This window comes from Streptomyces beihaiensis (assembly GCF_026274175.1).
GTDB lineage: Bacteria > Actinomycetota > Actinomycetes > Streptomycetales > Streptomycetaceae > Streptomyces > Streptomyces beihaiensis.
This window is the reverse complement of record NZ_JAPHNL010000052.1, coordinates 1-16,123: the sequence shown is the minus strand read 5'-3', so window position 1 is coordinate 16,123 and position 16,123 is coordinate 1. Positions and strand designations below refer to the sequence as shown.

The window sequence follows — 16,123 nt, the reverse complement described above, 5'->3', positions numbered from 1 at the left end:
GTGTGTCCGCCCGGCACGGTGCCCGACCACCGTCAGGCCTCCGCCCACCTGGCTCCGCTCAAACGCGCGGCTCAGGCTCGGGGAACGCCGTGGCGGGGGGCTTGTCGCCGCTCTCCACGGCGCGCACCGCGGCCAGCAGGTCGGCCGCCTTCCCGGTCAGCTTGCCCCCGGCCTCGACCGGACCGCCCCGCGTCGCCTTGCGCCGCGCGATCCGCTCCCGCAACTCCCGCTGCGCGGCCAACTCGGCCTCGGCCTCGGACAGCTGCTCCGCGCTGTCCGCGCTGTCCGCGCTGTCCGCGCTGTCCGCGCCGTCCCCGCCGTCCGGGCCGTCCCCGCCGTTCGGGCCGTCCGCGCCGTCTGTGGCCTCGGCGTCTGCGTCCGGGGCAGCCGTCTGCTCGGGCTCGGCTCCCGGCTCGGGCACCTCGGCGGAGGGCTCCGTACTCACAACGTGCTCCAGTCCTGGTCGGGGTAGCGGTGCAGGGGCGCCGACACGTCGTCGAGCGCCTGGCAGATCTCGTCAGGAAGACTAAGCGTCTCCACTGACAACGCCGCCGTGAGCTGCTGCGCCGTGCGCGCGCCGACGATCGGCGCCGCCACCCCGGGCCGGTCCCTGACCCATGCGAGGGCCACCTGCAGCGGTGTCACGGCGAGACCGTCCGCCGCTATCGCCACCGCGTCCACGATGTGCGCCGCCGTGTCGTCCAGGTACGGCTCGACGAACGGCGCCATGTGCTCGGAGCCGCCCCGCGAGTCCGTCGGCGTGCCCGAGCGGTACTTGCCGGTGAGCACGCCCCGGCCCAGCGGCGACGACGGCAGCAGCCCGATGCCCAGGTCGAGGGCGGCGGGCAGCACCTCCCGCTCCACGCCGCGCTGCAGCAGCGAGTACTCCATCTGCGTGCTGGCGAGCCGGGTGCGCGCGCCGGGCGCCGCCAGCTGCCACGTCCCGGCCTTGGCCAACTGCCAGCCGCAGAAGTTCGACACCCCGGCGTACCGCGCGCGGCCGCTGCTGACGGCGATGTCCAGGGCCTGCAGTGTCTCGTCGAGCGGGGTGGCGGGATCGTACGCGTGCACCTGCCACAGGTCGACATGGTCGGTGCCGAGCCGGGTGAGTGAGGCGTCGAGCGCGGAGAGCAGATGGCCGCGCGAGCCGTCGAAGCGCCGCTCCGGGTCGGGTACGCTGCCCGCCTTCGTGGCGATGACGAGGTCGCGGCGGGGCACGAGACCCTCGATGAGGCGGCCCAGAAGGTACTCCGACTCGCCGTCGCCGTACACGTCGGCGGTGTCCACGAGAGTGCCGCCCGCCTCCCAGAACGCCTTCAACAGGTCGGCGGCTTCGTGCTCTTCGGTGTCCCTGCCCCACGTGAGGGTGCCGAGCCCGATCCGGGACACGCGCAGGCCGGTACGGCCGAGATGCCTCTGCTCCATGGGCGCTGAGATTACTGGCCGAAGGTCAGCGTGGGGCCCCCTGTGGACAACTGTCGCGCCGGGCGGCGCGCTAGGGTGCCCCGCAGTAGACATTACCGATGGGTAATCCAGCGGGTCCGGCACGGTGTGAAGGGGATGTGGTCAATGAAGCTCGGCATCAATCTCGGGTACTGGGGCGCGGGCATGGACGCGGACAACCTGGCCGTCGCGAAGGAGGCGGACCGGCTCGGCTACGCGGTCTGCTGGGCCGCCGAGGCATACGGCTCCGACGCCGCCACGGTCCTCGCGTACGTGGCCGCGCAGACCGAGCGGATCGATGTCGGTTCGGCCATCTTCCAGATCCCGGCCCGTCGGCCCACGATGACCGCGATGACGGCGGCGACCCTCGACTCGCTGTCCGGCGGCCGGTTCCGGCTCGGCCTCGGTGTCTCCGGGCCGCAGGTGTCCGAGGGCTGGTACGGCGTGAAGTTCGACAAGCCGCTGGCCCGCACGCGCGAGTACGTCGACATCGTGCGCAAGGCGATGAGCCGCGAGCGGGTGACGTACGAGGGGGAGCACTGGACGCTGCCGCTGCCGGACGGGCCCGGCAAGGCACTCAAGCTCACCGTCCACCCCGAGCGCCCGCACATCCCCCTCTACATCGCCGCGATCGGCCCGAAGAACCTGGAGCAGACCGGCGAGATCGCCGACGGCGCCCTGCTGATCTTCCCCGCCGCCGAGCACCTTCAGGACACGGCCATCGCGCACCTGCGCGCGGGCCGCGAGAAGGCGGGCAGGACCATGGACGGCTTCGACGTCTGTCCCACGCTCCCGCTGGCCGTCGGTGACGACAAGGACATCAGCACACTCGCCGACACGTTCCGCCCCTACACCGCCCTGTACGTCGGCGGAATGGGCAGCCGCAAGCAGAACTTCTACAACCGGCTCGCGCGGCGCATGGGTTACGAGAAGGAGGCCGTCGAGATCCAGGACAAGTACCTCGACGGCGACAAGCAGGGCGCGGCCGCCGCGATCCCGCAGCAGCTCATCGACTCCACCACCCTGCTCGGCTCGGTCGACCGGATCGCCGACCGGATGCGGGCCTATGCCGAGGCCGGGGTCACCACCCTGACCCTCGCCCCCGCGGGCTTCACGCTCGACGAGCGGCTCACGGCGCTGCGGGCGGGCACCGAGGCCCTGGAGCGGGCCGGACTGGCCTGAACCCCGCGCGGCGGGCCGGAGGGAGGCGTCTCTGCGGCCGTGGTGGGGGCTCGGGGGTCTTCCCCGCCACGGCCGTCACGGAGAACAACGCGCCACCGCGCACGCGGTTACGCGTCCTGCCCCGGGGTTCCGTCCGCCGTCCTCCCTTCGGCCGATTTGCCCACATAAGTGTTGCCTCACCCGCTATCTCGCATTTGACTCGTTTCTGCGGGTCCATGACGCGGAGGTGACCACGATGCTGTCGGCCAAGAGCCTGTTCCAGGAGATCCTGGACGACGACGAGGCGTTCCGGCTGTTCTGTTCGATCGCCGCCAGCGGCGAGGCCCAGGGCGGCTGGGAGAACGGGCGGATCGCCGCGCTCGTCCCCGACAGCCGGCGCGACCTCGCCCCCAAGATCGCCCGGCACGGCGCCGACGAGGACAAGCACGGCCGCATCTTCAACGCCCTGCTGAAGAAGCGCGGCCTCGAACCCTGTCCGGTCCCGCCGGAGACCGACTACACGATGCTCCTGGAGCGGCGCGGTATCGGCCTCGCCCACGCCAAGCTCCGCGCGGACCGGCCGCTCACCGAACACGACATCATCACGTACCTGTCGCACAGCAGGGTGACCGAGCAGCGCGCCGCCGACCAGATGGTGATGCTCCGCAAGTTCTTCGCCGACGATCCTGAGGTCGGCAAGGCCGTCAAGATGATCTCGAACGACGAGGACAACCACCTCGCCTACTGCCACGAGGAACTGCTGCGCCTCGCGCGCGCGGGCCACGGCCGCGCCATCCAGGCGACCCTGCACACGTGCGCCCACGCCGAGATCGGCATCTACCGCGACGTCAGCCTCGCCGTCATGGACCGCATGGGCCGCATCCTGCACTGGCCCAAGCCCAAGGCGGCAGCCCTCAAGGCCGGAATCCACGCCGTGTACGCCTACGAGCGGCTGACCGGCTGGCGCCGCATGGTCTGCCTGGAGATGCCCGAGCGCCGCGACGCCCTGGGCGGCCCCGCCACCTCCGCCCCCGAGTTCGCCTAGCCAGGCAGCGGACCCGGAGCCCCCGCTACAGCCATCCGCGCCGCTTGAACAGCCGGAACAGGCCCAGCTCCAGCAGAGCCATCAGCACGATCACCGCCGGATACGCCGCCACCCAGTGCAGTTCCGGCATGTGGTCGAAGTTCATGCCGTAGACGCCCGCGATCATCGTGGGCACCGCGGCCATCGCCGCCCACGCGGAGATCTTCCGCATGTCGTCGTTCTGCCGCACGCTCATCTGCGCCAGATGCGCGGACAGGATGTCCGACACCAGGCGGTCCAGGCCGTCCACCGACTCGTTGACCCGTGTCAGGTGGTCGCTCACGTCACGGAAGAACGGCTGCGCCTCCCCGTCCACGAACGGCACCGCCACGCCGAACGGGCCAACGCCCGCGAGCCGCGCCATCGGCAACGCGAGCGGCCCGGTCGCCCGCCGGAACTCCACGATCTGCCGCTTGAACGCGTAGATCCGCGACGCCGTGTCCCGCGAACCGCCGCTGACCGGCGAGAAGACCTCCGCCTCCAGCTCCTCCAGGTCGGTCTGCAGCTCGCCCGCGACATCCAGGTAGTGGTCGACCACCGCGTCCGCGACCGAGTACAGGACCGCCGTCGGGCCGTGCCGCAGCACCTCCGGCTCGGCCTCCAGACGCCGCCGTACGGCCGCGAGCGGCGCACCCTCGCCGTGCCGCACCGTCACCACGAACGAGTCGCCGAGGAACAGCATCAGCTCGCCCGAGGAGACGACGTCGCTGTGCGGCTCGTACAGGACCGGCTTGAGGACGACGAAGAGCGAGTCGTCGTAGACCTCCAGCTTCGGTCGCTGATGCGCGTTGAGCGCGTCCTCGACGGCCAGCGGATGCAGCCCGAACTCGTGACTCACCCGGTCGAACTCCGTCTGCGTCGGCTCGTACAGGCCGATCCACACGAACGCGTCACCGGCCTCGGCCGCCCGCGCCTGGCCGAGGGCCTCCGAGAGGTCCGCGGGTCCCTCGGTGCGGCGCCCCCCGCGGTAGACGGCGCAATCGACGATCATGACGGCATTCTTTCCACGGCGGCATGGGGGCGCACGCGCGCGTGCGCCTACTCTGGCCCGTATGCCCACGCTGATCCTCGTCAGGCACGGACGCTCCACCGCCAACACCGCCGGCCTGCTGGCCGGGAGAACCCCCGGTGTCGCACTCGACGACCGCGGCAGGGAGCAGGCCGCGACACTGCCGCGGCGGCTCGCGGCCCTGCCGCTGTCCGAGGTGGTCACCAGCCCGCTGCAGCGCTGCCAGGAGACGCTCGAACCCCTGCTCGCCGCCCGCCCCGGCCTCGGCGCGCACACCGACGACCGCGTCACCGAGTGCGACTACGGCGACTGGTCGGGCCGCGAACTCGCCGAACTCGGCGACGAACCGCTCATGGAGGTCGTGCAGCGGCACCCGACCGCCGCCGCGTTCCCCGGCGGCGAGTCCATGCGGCACATGCAGCACAGGGCCGCCGAGGCCGTACGTGAGTGGAACGCGCGCGTGGAGCGCGACCACGGGCCCGACGCCGTGTACCTCATGTGCTCGCACGGCGACATCATCAAGTCCCTCGTGGCCGACGCCCTCGGCCTCCACCTCGACCTCTTCCAGCGCATCTCCGTGGAACCCTGCTCGATCACCGCGATCCGCTACACGCGAACACGCCCGTTCCTCCTCCGGCTCGGCGACACCGGTGACTTGGCGTCCCTGGCGCCGCGCGAGGACACCCGCGAGCGGGCCGAGGCGGCGGACGCACCCGTGGGAGGCAGCACCGGCGCGCCGTGATCGTCGCCCGCAGTAGGGTGAAGCTCCCGCAACAACAGCCGATCCCGATTCCCATGGAGACAGGACGTGTCCCGTCAGGTGTTCCTCTACGACCCTCCGGAGCGTTTCGTGGCCGGCACGGTCGGGCTCCCCGGGCGCCGCACCTTCTTCCTGCAGGCCACGGCAGGAGCCCGGGTCACCAGCGTGGCGCTGGAGAAGACCCAGGTGGCCGCGCTCGCCGAGCGCATGGACGAACTGCTCGACGAGGTCGTGCGGCGCAGCGGCGGCAATGCCCCGGTGCCCGCCATGGCGCCCACGGAGATCGCCGACACCGCGCCGCTGGACACCCCGGTCGAGGAGGAGTTCCGCGTCGGCACGATGGCTCTCGCCTGGGACGGCGACGAGGAACGCATGATCGTCGAGGCGCAGGCCCTCGTGGAGCTGGAGGCCGACTCCGACGAGGACCTGGCCGAGGCGGAGGAGCGGCTCCTGCAGGACGAGGAGAACGGGCCGCCCATGCTCCGCGTCAGGCTCACCGGCGCCCAGGCCCGCGCCTTCGCCAAACGCGCCCTCGACGTCGTCAACGCGGGTCGCCCGCCGTGCCCGCTGTGCAGCCTGCCGCTCGACCCGGAGGGACACGTATGTCCGCGCCAGAACGGATACCGGCGCGACGCGTGAGCGCCCGCGACCGTGCCGCCCTCGACCTGCTGGCCAGGGGCGAGCTGAAGGTGGAGGGGCAGATCCGCGACGCCTCCAACGCCGTCCTGCTGTGCACCGTCACGCTGGACGGACACACGGCCACGTGTGTCTACAAGCCGGTGCGCGGCGAGCGGCCCCTGTGGGACTTCCCCGACGGCACCCTCGCCCAGCGCGAGGTCGCCGCGTACGAGATCGCCGAGGCGCTCGGCTGGCCCCTCGTACCGCCGACCGTGCTGCGCGACGGGCCGTACGGCCAGGGCATGTGCCAGCTGTGGATCGACGGGCCGGACGTGAACGGTCAGGACGGTCAGGAGGGCCAGGACGGTGAACACAGCGAAGACGGCGCAAGTGGTGAGGCCGCCGAGCAGGGGGGTGCCGGCCGGCTGCTCGCCCTCGTCGACGGCGACGAGCCCGGCGAGGGCTGGAAGGCCGTCGGATTCGCCGAGGTCGGGGAGGGGCGCACCGCGCTGCTCGTGCACGCCGACGACGCGCGACTGCGCCGTCTCGCCGTGCTCGACGCCGTGATCAACAACGGCGACCGCAAGGGCGGCCACCTCCTGGTCGACGCCGAGGGACGCCTCTACGGCATCGACCACGGCGTCTGCTTCCACACCGACGACAAGCTGCGCACGCTCCTGTGGGGCTGGGCCGGAGAACCGCTCACCGAAGAGGCCACCGGGGCCCTTGAGGCGCTGCGGGACGCCCTCGCCGACGGCGAACCGCTGGCCGCCCGTATGGCGGAGCTCATCACAGAGGCCGAGCTGACCGCCGTACGGGAACGCGTCGCGGCCCTCCTGAAGACCGGCCGCCATCCGCGGCCCAGCGGCGAGTGGCCGGCGATTCCCTGGCCGCCCGTCTAGGTGTTCTGTCCGGGGAGGTCCCATAGCGGCAACCACCGGTTCCGGCAAGAGGGCCTTCTCGGCCATCACGTCGGTCCGGTTCGTATCCGGAAGCACCGTCCGGTTACGCTCATGACATGCATGCCTGGCCCGCTTCCGAGGTCCCCGCCCTGCCCGGCAAGGGCCGCGACCTCAGGATCCACGACACCGCGACCGGAGGGCTCGTCACCCTGAGCCCGGGTCCCGTCGCCCGCATCTACGTCTGCGGCATCACGCCGTACGACGCCACCCACATGGGGCACGCGGCGACCTACAACGCGTTCGACCTCGTGCAGCGCGTGTGGCTCGACACGAAGCGGCAGGTCCACTACGTCCAGAACGTCACGGACGTCGACGACCCGCTGCTCGAACGGGCCGTGCGCGACGGCGTCGACTGGGAGGGCCTCGCCGAGCAGCAGACCACGCTGTTCCGTGAGGACATGACCGCCCTGCGGATGCTCCCGCCCCAGCACTACATAGGCGCCGTCGAGGCGATACCGCGCATCGTCCCGCTCGTCGAGCGGCTCCGGGACGCGGGCGCCGCCTACGAACTCGACGGCGACGTCTACTTCTCCGTCGACGCCGACCCGCACTTCGGGTCCGTCTCGGGCCTCGACGCCGAAGCCATGCGGCTGCTGTCCGCCGAGCGCGGCGGCGACCCGGACCGCCCCGGAAAGAAGAACCCCCTCGACCCGATGCTGTGGATGGCCGCCCGTGAGGGCGAGCCCAGCTGGGACGGCGGCTCGCTCGGTCCCGGCCGCCCCGGCTGGCACATCGAGTGCGTGGCCATCGCCCTGGAGTACTTCGGCATGGGCTTCGACGTCCAGGGCGGCGGGTCCGACCTGGCCTTCCCGCACCACGAGATGGGCGCGTCCCACGCGCAGGCGCTGACCGGCGAGTTCCCGATGGCCAAGGCATACGTCCACGCCGGCATGGTCGCTCTCGACGGCGAGAAGATGTCCAAGTCCAAGGGCAACCTGGTCTTCGTCTCCAAGCTGCGCCGTGACGGCGTCGACCCGGCCGCCATCCGCCTCGCGCTCCTCGCCCACCACTACCGGTCCGACTGGGAGTGGACGGACCAGGTGCTCACGGACGCCGTCGCCCGGCTCGGCCGCTGGCGCGCCGCCGTCTCCCGCCCCGACGGTCCGCCCGCCGACACCCTCGTCGAGGAGATCCGCGAGGCCCTCTCCGACGACCTGGACGCCCCCGCCGCGCTCGCCGCGGTGGACCGCTGGGCCGCCGCACAGGAGGCCGCAGGCGGCACCGACGAAGGCGCGCCCGGCGTCGTCTCCCGCGCCGTCGACGCGCTGCTCGGCGTCGCGCTCTGAGCGCCGTAGGGCCCTGATGACAGAAGAGGCCGGGCGGGGTGATGCGCCACCCCGCCCGGCCTCTCGCCGCTTGCTCGGCTACTGCTCGGGCCCGTCCTCGCCCTCCGGGCGCGGCGGCTTCGGCGGGCGGTTCCGGCCGTCCGTGGCGTGACCGCCCGGACCCGACCCGGGATCGCGGCGCCGCAGATAGCGCTCGAACTCGCGGGCGATGGCCTCGCCCGACGCCTCCGGCAGCTCCGCGGTGTCACGGGCCTCCTCAAGGCTCTGCACGTACTCCGCGACCTCGCTGTCGTCCGCTGCCAACTGGTCCACGCCCAGCTGCCAGGCGCGGGCGTCCTCCGGCAGCTCGCCCAGCGGGATCCGCAGGTCGATCAGGTCCTCCAGACGGTTGAGGAGAGCCAGCGTCGCCTTCGGGTTCGGCGGCTGCGACACATAGTGCGGAACCGCCGCCCACAGGGAGACCGCCGGAACACCCGCGTGGGTGCACGCCTCCTGGAGGATGCCGACGATGCCCGTCGGACCCTCGTACTTGGTCTCCTCCAGGTCCATCCGCGTGGCCAGGTCCGGGTCGGACGTGACACCGCTCACGGGGACCGGCCGGGTGTGCGGGGTGTCGCCGAGCAGCGCGCCCAGGATGACGACCATCTCGACGCCCAACTCATGGGCGAACCCCAGCAGTTCGTTGCAGAACGAGCGCCAGCGCATCGACGGCTCGATGCCCCGCACGAGCACCAGGTCGCGCGGCTTGTCGCCGCCGATCCGCACCACCGAGAGGCGGGTCGTCGGCCACGTGATCTTCCGTACGCCGCCCTCCATGAACACCGTGGGCCTGTTGACCTGGAAGTCGTAGTAGTCCTCGGCGTCCAGCGCCGCGAAGACTTCGCCCTTGAACTCCTTGTCGAGATGGGCGACCGCGGTGGAGGCGGCGTCACCGGCATCGTTCCAGCCCTCGAACGCGGCCACCATGACCGGGTCGACCAGCTCGGGAACCCCCTCGAGCTCGATCACCCAGCGCTCCTTCCGACGTTGTCTCGCGTACCCGCCCACCTTACGGGGTCGGCGGGCCGTCCCCGCAGTCCCCGGGAAGCCGGGAACTGCTCGGATCACTGCCCCGCCGGCCGCCCGCCCACTCCCGGACCACGGCGAAGGGGCGGCTCCCCCCGTGGGAGCCGCCCCCTCACCCCTCGACCGGGGGACTACTTCTTGTCGAGCACGTCCTGCACCCGGCCGCGCACCTCGTCCGTGGCCAGGCCCCGGATCGTCAGCGTCGTGCGGCGGCGCAGCACGTCGTCCGGCGTCCGGGCCCACTCGTGGTCACGCGCGTACACGACCTGCGCCCAGATCTCCGGGGCGTCCGGGTGGACCCGCTCGGCCAGCTCCGGGTTCTCGTTGGCCAGCCGCGCGATGTCGAAAGCCAGCGAACCGTAGTGCGTCGCCAGGTGCTTGGCGGTGTCCGCGGACATCTGCGCACCCGGCGTCGGGTTGTCCACCAGGAGCCGGTGCGCGACCGCGCGCGGGTTGGCGACACCCGGCAGCGGCAGCTTCTTCGGCAACTCGTCGATCGGCACGAAGTCCGACTCGGAGGCGCCCAGCGGGCGGCCCGGCAGCGACTCCAGCTTCTTCATCACCGTGCGGCCGATGTGCCGGAACGTCGTCCACTTGCCGCCCGACACGGACAGCATGCCGCCCTTGCCCTCGGTCACCACGGTCTCGCGCTTGGCCTGCGAGGTGTCGCCGGGGCCGCCGGGCAGCACCCGCAGACCGGCGAACGCGTACGTCATCAGCTCCCGCTTGAGCTGCTGGTCACGGACCGAGAAGGCCGCCTCGTCGAGGATCTGCTCGATGTCCTTCTCGGTGACCGAGACGTCCGCCGGGTCGCCCTCGTACTCCTCGTCGGTCGTGCCGAGCAGCAGCATGTCCTCCCACGGCAGGGCGAACGTGATGCGGTACTTGTCGATCGGCGTGGCGAGGGCCGCCTTCCACGGGGACGTGCGCTTCATGACCAGGTGCGCGCCCTTGGACAGGCGGATGGAGGGGGCCGCGCCCGGGTCCTCCAACTTCCGCAGGTGGTCGACCCACGGCCCGGTCGCGTTCAGCACCAGACGGGCGTCGACACCGAACTCGGTGCCGTCCGTACGGTCCTTGAGGTCCGCGCCGGTCACCTTGCCCTTGGTGAAGCGCAGCCCGGTCACCTCGGCGTGGTTGAGCACCACCGCGCCGGCGTCCACGGCCGCGCGCACCGTCATCAGGGCCATGCGCGCGTCGTTCATCTGGTCGTCGCCGTACACGGCGACGGCCTTGAGGTTCTCGGTCCGCAGCTCCGGCACGTCCTGCTGCGCCTTGGACGGCGAGAGCAGGTGCCCGACACCGTCACCGAACGCGGACAGCGCGCTGTACGCGAACACGCCGGCGCCCAGCTTCGCCGCGCCGTGCGGGCCGCCCTTGTACACGGGCAGGTAGAAGGTCAGCGGGTTGGCCAGGTGCGGCGCCACCTGGCGGGAGACCGCACGCCGCTCGAAGTGGTTCTCCGCGACCAGCTTCACCGCGCCGGTCTGCAGGTAGCGCAGGCCGCCGTGCAGCAGCTTCGAGGAGGCGGAGGAGGTGGCGCCGGCGAAGTCACCGGCGTCCACCAGGGCCACCCTGAGACCGGACTGCGCGGCGTGCCAGGCAGTGGAGATGCCCAGGATGCCGCCGCCGATGACCAGGAGGTCGTACGTCGCCTTGGACAGCTGCTCGCGGGTCTCGGCGCGACTCGGGTTGGAGCCCGCGACCGGATGCGTTCCGAGGGCAGGCACGGTCTGCAGGGTGGACTGGGTGCTCATGGTGGGGTGTTACTCCTCGGCGTTGGTGTCGTCGAGCCAGCCCATGGACCGCTCGACGGCCTTGAGCCAGTTCTTGTACTCACGGTCGCGGGTCTCCGCGTCCATGCGGGGCGTCCACTCGGCGGCCCGCCGCCAGTTGGCGCGCAGGTCGTCGGTGCTGGTCCAGAAGCCGACGGCGAGACCGGCGGCGTAAGCGGCGCCGAGGCAGGTCGTCTCGGCGACCATCGGGCGCACCACGGGTGCGTCCAGGACGTCCGAGAGGGTCTGCATCAGCAGATTGTTGGAGGTCATGCCGCCGTCGACCTTGAGCGCGGTCAGCTCGACGCCGGAGTCCTTCGTCATGGCGTCGGTGATCTCGCGGGTCTGCCAGGCGGTGGCCTCCAGTACGGCACGCGCGATGTGCGCCTTGGTGACATAGCGGGTCAGGCCCGCGATGACCCCGCGCGCGTCCGAGCGCCAGTAGGGGGCGAACAGGCCGGAGAAGGCGGGCACGAAGTACGCGCCGCCGTTGTCCTCGACCGACGAGGCGAGCGTCTCGATCTCGGCCGCCGAGTTGATCAGGCCCATCTGGTCACGCATCCACTGCACCAGCGAACCGGTGACGGCGATGGAACCCTCCAGGGCGTAGACCGGCTTCTGGTCGCCGATCTGGTAGCCGACCGTGGTCAGCAGGCCCGAGTAGGAGTTGATGGCCTCGCCGCCGGTGTTCATCAGCATGAAGGTGCCGGTGCCGTACGTGGACTTGGCCTCGCCCTTGGCGAAGCAGGTCTGGCCGAACAGGGCCGCCTGCTGGTCGCCGAGTGCGGAGGCGACGGGGATGCCGCCGAGCACGTCGCCCAGCTTGCCGCCGGTGACCTCGCCGTAGACCTCGGCGGAGGAACGGATCTCCGGCAGCATCTGCATGGGCACGCCGATGGAGTTGCAGATGCGCTCGTCCCAGCGCATCTCGTGCAGGTTCATCAGCAGGGTGCGGGAGGCATTGGTGACGTCGGTGACGTGCTTGCCGCCGTTGACACCGCCGGTCAGGTTCCAGATGACCCAGGTGTCCATGGTGCCGAAGAGGATGTCGCCGCGCTCGGCGCGCTCACGCAGCCCCTCGACGTTGTCGAGCAGCCAGCGGGCCTTCGGCCCGGCGAAGTACGAGGCCAGCGGCAGGCCGGTCTCGCGGCGGAAGCGGTCCTGGCCGACGTTGCGGCCCAGTTCCTTGCACAGGGCGTCGGTGCGCGTGTCCTGCCAGACGATGGCGTTGTGGACCGGCTCGCCGGTGTTCTTGTCCCACAGCAGCGTGGTCTCACGCTGGTTGGTGATGCCGATGGCCTTGATGTCGTCGCGCGTGATGCCCGCCTTGCTGACGGCGCCCGCGACGACGTCCTGCACATTGCGCCAGATCTCGTTGGCGTCGTGCTCGACCCAGCCCGGCTTCGGGAAGATCTGCTCGTGCTCCTTCTGGTCGACCGCCACGATCCGGCCGTCCTTGTCGAAGACGATGCAGCGGCTGGAGGTGGTGCCCTGGTCGATGGCGGCGATGAACGGGCCTGCGGTGTGTGCGTCGGTCACGGTGTGCTCCTCGGTCGCGTGGGTGGTCGGTGCGAAGACTTCACTGTCGTCCGGTCGTCGCTGTCTGTCGCTGTTCTCGCTCAGAACAGCTTGTAGATCAGGCCGGCCAGAGCGCCGCCGATGAGCGGGCCGACGACCGGGATCCACGCGTACGACCAGTCGGAACCACCCTTGTTGGGGAGCGGGAGCAGGGCGTGCACGATGCGCGGACCGAGGTCGCGCGCCGGGTTGATGGCGTAACCGGTCGGGCCACCGAGCGAGAGGCCGATGCCGACGACGACCAGGGCGGTGATCAGGGCGCCGAGGACGCCGATGCCGTTGCCGTTGTCGTTGAGGCCCTGCGTGAGGATGGCCAGGACCAGCACGACCGTGGCGATGATCTCCGTGAGGAGGTTCTGCACCGGGTTCCGGATCTCCGGGCCGGTGGAGAAGATGCCGAGCACGGGGCCGGCCTTCGGGGCGGCCTTGGGGTCGACCAGGCCCTCTTCACCGTTGTGCTGGTGCGCCTCGAGGACGGCCTGGTCGGTCAGGTGCGCGTGGAACTGACCGTAGTAGGTCACCCACACGAGCGCGGCACCGATCATGGCGCCGAGCATCTGAGAGCCGAGGTAGAGCGGAACGTCGCTCCACTTGGTCCCGCCCTCGATGGCCAGACCTATGGTGACCGCAGGGTTGAGGTGGGCGCCGGAGACGCCGCCCGCCGTGTAGGCGCCGGTCAGCACCGCGAAGCCCCACCCGAAGGTGATCGCGAGCCAGCCGGCGTTCTGCGCCTTGGAGCGCTTGAGCGTGACGGCGGCGACGACGCCACCGCCCAGCAGGATGAGCATGGCGGTACCGATGGTCTCGCCGAGGAAGATGTCGTGGCTGGACACCCGCGACTCCTTTGTCCTTCGTCCAGGGGATACCCGAGTAACGAACCCCCGGGTCCCTTTCCGGTGGTCCGAGCCCCCGTTCGGGGGGCGGGTTCAGGCCTGGCCTGCCGCACACTCTAACGCGTATTGCCGGTAGGTGTTCGACAATGCCGACCGATGGGCGCGAGTCTTGCTGTGGTCTTACCGGATCGTCAAGGGCTCTGTAATCGAAAGCACGATCGTTACTGATCGCTTTCCGCTATCGGTCGAGGTCGAGGTCGAGGTCGAGGGCCGACGGGTGCCGACGGCCCTGGTAGGGGTCGGTGAGCGTTTCTCGATGGTCGCTCGGAAAGATGCGCTCTGCACCTTGAACGCACGAAAGCCCCGTGCGAACACGGGGCTTGGGGTGCCGGGGAGCCCCCTCCGGGGACCGTCCTGACGCGGCGCGCGGGCGCCGCGCCCGGGGCTCAGAAGCGGCTGGCGCCCAGATCGCGGGAGACGGCGCGCGCGCAGTCCCGCACGGCCGCGATCAGCTCGGGACGCAGCTCGCCCGGGTCTCCCGGCTCGCCCGGTTCCTGCTTGCGGCACACCCGCTCCACCGCGCCCGTGATACCGACCGCGCCCACCGGCATCCGGTGCCGGTCGTGGATCGGCGCCGCGACCGAGGCGACGCCCTCCCAGGTCTCCTCGACGTCGGCGGCGTAACCGCGCGCGCGGGTCAGTGCCAGCAGCGACTCGAAGTCCTCCGTGTCGCACACCGTGCGCGCCGTGAACTCCTTGCGTTCGCCCTCCGTCACCTCGCTGTGCGCGACCGGGTCGTACGCGGAGAGCACCTTGCCGAGCGCCGTCGAGTGCAGCGGCTGCATCGCCCCGACCTCCAGGACCTGGCGGCTGTCGTCGGGCCGGAAGACGTGGTGGACGATCAGCACGCCCTGCTGGTGCAGGACGCCCAGGTAGACCGCCTCGCCGCTGGAACGCGCCAGGTCGTCCGTCCACACCAGGGCGCGCGCCCGCAGCTCGTGGACGTCCAGGTAGCTGTTGCCCAGGCGCAGCAGCTCGGCGCCGAGCTGATAGCGCCCCGACGCCGCGTCCTGCTCGACGAAGCCCTCCGCCTGCAGGGTGCGCAGGATCCCGTGGGCCGTGCCCTTGGCGAGGCCGAGCGCGGCGGCGATGTCCGAGAGGCCGAGCCGCCGCTCGCCGCCCGCGAGGAGCCGCAGCATCGCCGCGGCCCGCTCGAGCGACTGGATGTTGCGTGCCATCGCCGTCCTTCCCTCACCTTCGGTCGCCCCTCTGATCGCCCCAGGATTGTGCCGCTGATCGGGGCGTGCAGCACATCGTTCGACAATGCTGAACAGTATCGGTCATCACCGACCGGTGATGAGTACGACACAAGCCAAGTTCGAGCGCGCGCGGCGCCGAAGTCGACCGCGGACAGTCTGACGCAGGACCTCGCGGGGCGTTCCGGCCTGTGGACGCCTTCCCCCCGGGACCAAGGTCCCGGTTACGCTGACGACGTGCGGCTCCTGTCAGGGGGGCCGCAAAGCCGACAGCCGTCGCACCTCAGGGAGCACTCTCATGGCCTCGTTGCCTACGCCCGCATCCGACCCCCGCGCCCGCGTGGACGCCCTCCGTGAAGCCCTCGCCACCCGTGTCGTGGTGGCCGACGGTGCGATGGGCACCATGCTGCAGGCGCAGGAGCCGACCCTTGAGGACTTCCAGCAGCTCGAGGGCTGCAACGAGATCCTGAACGTGACCCGCCCCGACATCGTGCGCTCGGTGCACGAGGAGTACTTCGCGGTGGGCGTGGACTGTGTCGAGACGAACACGTTCGGTTCCAACCACACGGCAGCCGGCGAGTACGACATCGCCGACCGGATCGTGGAGCTGTCCGAGGCGGGCGCCCGCATCGCCCGTGAGGTCGCCGACGAGTTCGCCGCCGAGGACGGGCGCCGACGCTGGGTGCTCGGCTCGATCGGCCCCGGCACGAAGCTGCCCTCCCTCGGCCACATCGACTACGCCACGATCCGGGACGGCTACCAGCGGAACGCGGAGGGCCTCCTGGCCGGTGGCGCCGACGCGCTGATCGTCGAGACCACGCAGGACCTCCTCCAGACCAAGTCCAGCCTGATCGGCGCCCGCCGCGCGATGGACGCCCTGGGCGTCTCGGTTCCCCTGATCTGCTCCCTCGCCTTCGAGACCACCGGCGTGATGCTGCTGGGCTCGGAGATCGGCGCGGCCCTGACCTCGCTGGAGCCGCTGGGCATCGATCTGATCGGCCTGAACTGCTCCACGGGCCCGGCCGAGATGAGCGAGCACCTGCGCTACCTGGCCCAGCACTCGCGGACTCCGCTGATGTGCATGCCCAACGCCGGTCTGCCGATCCTCACCAAGGACGGCGCGCACTTCCCGCTGACGCCGCCGGAGATGGCGGACGCGCAGGAGAACTTCATCAACAACTACGGGCTGTCGCTGGTCGGTGGTTGCTGCGGCTCCACGCCGGAGCATCTGCGGCTGGTGGTGGAGCGGGTGCGTGGTTTGTCTCCCGTGGTGCGGGAGCCGCGTCCGGAGCC

General features: G+C 71.2%; 15 protein-coding genes. 7 read left to right on the top strand and 8 right to left on the bottom strand.

What is annotated here, in order from left to right:
• Nucleotides 1-58 precede the first annotated feature (58 nt).
• Entirely contained in the window at nt 59-445 is a 387-nt protein-coding gene (locus OFY01_RS06880; RefSeq protein WP_266597346.1) for a hypothetical protein, read from the bottom strand.
• Nucleotides 442-1,425 (bottom strand): aldo/keto reductase, encoded by a 984-nt coding sequence (locus OFY01_RS06875; protein WP_266597344.1) that lies wholly within the window; start codon nt 1,423-1,425, stop codon nt 442-444. Before OFY01_RS06875 ends, OFY01_RS06880 begins: the two co-directional genes overlap by 4 nt.
• A 144-nt stretch (nt 1,426-1,569) precedes the next feature.
• Here OFY01_RS06875 and OFY01_RS06870 point away from each other — a divergent pair, with 144 nt between their 5' ends.
• Nucleotides 1,570-2,625 (top strand): LLM class F420-dependent oxidoreductase, encoded by a 1,056-nt coding sequence (locus tag OFY01_RS06870; RefSeq protein WP_266597342.1) that lies wholly within the window; start codon nt 1,570-1,572, stop codon nt 2,623-2,625.
• A 235-nt stretch (nt 2,626-2,860) separates the two neighbouring features.
• Nucleotides 2,861-3,649 (top strand): ferritin-like domain-containing protein, encoded by a 789-nt coding sequence (locus tag OFY01_RS06865; protein ID WP_266597348.1) that lies wholly within the window; start codon nt 2,861-2,863, stop codon nt 3,647-3,649.
• 25 nt (nt 3,650-3,674) lie between these two features.
• On the opposite strand, the gene corA is transcribed toward OFY01_RS06865, so the two are convergent.
• Nucleotides 3,675-4,679: a magnesium/cobalt transporter CorA gene (gene corA / locus OFY01_RS06860; protein ID WP_266597340.1), complete on the bottom strand. Its 1,005-nt coding sequence runs from the start codon at nt 4,677-4,679 to the stop codon at nt 3,675-3,677.
• Nucleotides 4,680-4,740: 61 nt separating this feature from the next.
• Between corA and OFY01_RS06855 the strand changes: the two genes are divergently transcribed.
• The 4 genes from OFY01_RS06855 to mshC all read left to right on the top strand — a co-directional run bounded on the left by OFY01_RS06855 (nt 4,741) and on the right by mshC (nt 8,323).
• Nucleotides 4,741-5,439: a histidine phosphatase family protein gene (locus tag OFY01_RS06855; RefSeq protein WP_266597338.1), complete on the top strand. Its 699-nt coding sequence runs from the start codon at nt 4,741-4,743 to the stop codon at nt 5,437-5,439.
• Between the two features lie 66 nt (nt 5,440-5,505).
• Nucleotides 5,506-6,096, top strand: a complete 591-nt coding sequence (locus OFY01_RS06850; RefSeq protein WP_266597336.1) for a DUF3090 domain-containing protein — start codon at nt 5,506-5,508, stop codon at nt 6,094-6,096.
• Nucleotides 6,060-6,977 (top strand): SCO1664 family protein, encoded by a 918-nt coding sequence (locus OFY01_RS06845; RefSeq protein WP_266597334.1) that lies wholly within the window; start codon nt 6,060-6,062, stop codon nt 6,975-6,977. Before OFY01_RS06850 ends, OFY01_RS06845 begins: the two co-directional genes overlap by 37 nt.
• A gap of 116 nt (nt 6,978-7,093) precedes the next feature.
• On the top strand, nt 7,094-8,323 hold the full coding sequence (mshC, locus tag OFY01_RS06840; RefSeq protein WP_266597332.1) for a cysteine--1-D-myo-inosityl 2-amino-2-deoxy-alpha-D-glucopyranoside ligase: 1,230 nt from the start codon (nt 7,094-7,096) through the stop codon (nt 8,321-8,323).
• A 78-nt stretch (nt 8,324-8,401) separates the two neighbouring features.
• On the opposite strand, the gene OFY01_RS06835 is transcribed toward mshC, so the two are convergent.
• The 5 genes from OFY01_RS06835 to OFY01_RS06815 all read right to left on the bottom strand — a co-directional run bounded on the left by OFY01_RS06835 (nt 8,402) and on the right by OFY01_RS06815 (nt 14,812).
• Nucleotides 8,402-9,331, bottom strand: coding sequence for a PAC2 family protein (locus OFY01_RS06835; protein ID WP_266597330.1), 930 nt, complete (start codon nt 9,329-9,331; stop codon nt 8,402-8,404).
• A gap of 188 nt (nt 9,332-9,519) precedes the next feature.
• Nucleotides 9,520-11,145 (bottom strand): glycerol-3-phosphate dehydrogenase/oxidase, encoded by a 1,626-nt coding sequence (locus OFY01_RS06830; RefSeq protein ID WP_266597328.1) that lies wholly within the window; start codon nt 11,143-11,145, stop codon nt 9,520-9,522.
• A 9-nt stretch (nt 11,146-11,154) separates the two neighbouring features.
• On the bottom strand, nt 11,155-12,702 hold the full coding sequence (gene glpK / locus OFY01_RS06825; RefSeq protein WP_266597326.1) for a glycerol kinase GlpK: 1,548 nt from the start codon (nt 12,700-12,702) through the stop codon (nt 11,155-11,157).
• 80 nt (nt 12,703-12,782) lie between these two features.
• Nucleotides 12,783-13,574: an MIP/aquaporin family protein gene (locus OFY01_RS06820; protein ID WP_266597324.1), complete on the bottom strand. Its 792-nt coding sequence runs from the start codon at nt 13,572-13,574 to the stop codon at nt 12,783-12,785.
• A 446-nt stretch (nt 13,575-14,020) separates the two neighbouring features.
• On the bottom strand, nt 14,021-14,812 hold the full coding sequence (locus OFY01_RS06815) for an IclR family transcriptional regulator (protein WP_266597322.1): 792 nt from the start codon (nt 14,810-14,812) through the stop codon (nt 14,021-14,023).
• A gap of 316 nt (nt 14,813-15,128) precedes the next feature.
• On the opposite strand from OFY01_RS06815, the gene OFY01_RS06810 reads away from it, so the two are divergent.
• A partial coding sequence (locus OFY01_RS06810; RefSeq protein ID WP_266597320.1) for a homocysteine S-methyltransferase family protein occupies nt 15,129-16,123 on the top strand: 995 nt, incomplete at its 3' end.

What these genes read in the sequence shown, in the direction of transcription:
- OFY01_RS06875 (WP_266597344.1), bottom strand. Translation starts at nt 1,425, where the DNA reads ATGGAGCAGAGGCATCTCGGCCGTACCGGCCTGCGCGTGTCCCGGATC.
- corA (WP_266597340.1), bottom strand. Translation starts at nt 4,679, where the DNA reads ATGATCGTCGATTGCGCCGTCTACCGCGGGGGGCGCCGCACCGAGGGA.
- OFY01_RS06870 (WP_266597342.1), top strand. Translation starts at nt 1,570, where the DNA reads ATGAAGCTCGGCATCAATCTCGGGTACTGGGGCGCGGGCATGGACGCG.
- OFY01_RS06855 (WP_266597338.1), top strand. Translation starts at nt 4,741, where the DNA reads ATGCCCACGCTGATCCTCGTCAGGCACGGACGCTCCACCGCCAACACC.
- OFY01_RS06845 (WP_266597334.1), top strand. Translation starts at nt 6,060, where the DNA reads ATGTCCGCGCCAGAACGGATACCGGCGCGACGCGTGAGCGCCCGCGAC.
- OFY01_RS06865 (WP_266597348.1), top strand. Translation starts at nt 2,861, where the DNA reads ATGCTGTCGGCCAAGAGCCTGTTCCAGGAGATCCTGGACGACGACGAG.
- mshC (WP_266597332.1), top strand. Translation starts at nt 7,094, where the DNA reads ATGCATGCCTGGCCCGCTTCCGAGGTCCCCGCCCTGCCCGGCAAGGGC.
- OFY01_RS06830 (WP_266597328.1), bottom strand. Translation starts at nt 11,145, where the DNA reads ATGAGCACCCAGTCCACCCTGCAGACCGTGCCTGCCCTCGGAACGCAT.
- OFY01_RS06815 (WP_266597322.1), bottom strand. Translation starts at nt 14,812, where the DNA reads ATGGCACGCAACATCCAGTCGCTCGAGCGGGCCGCGGCGATGCTGCGG.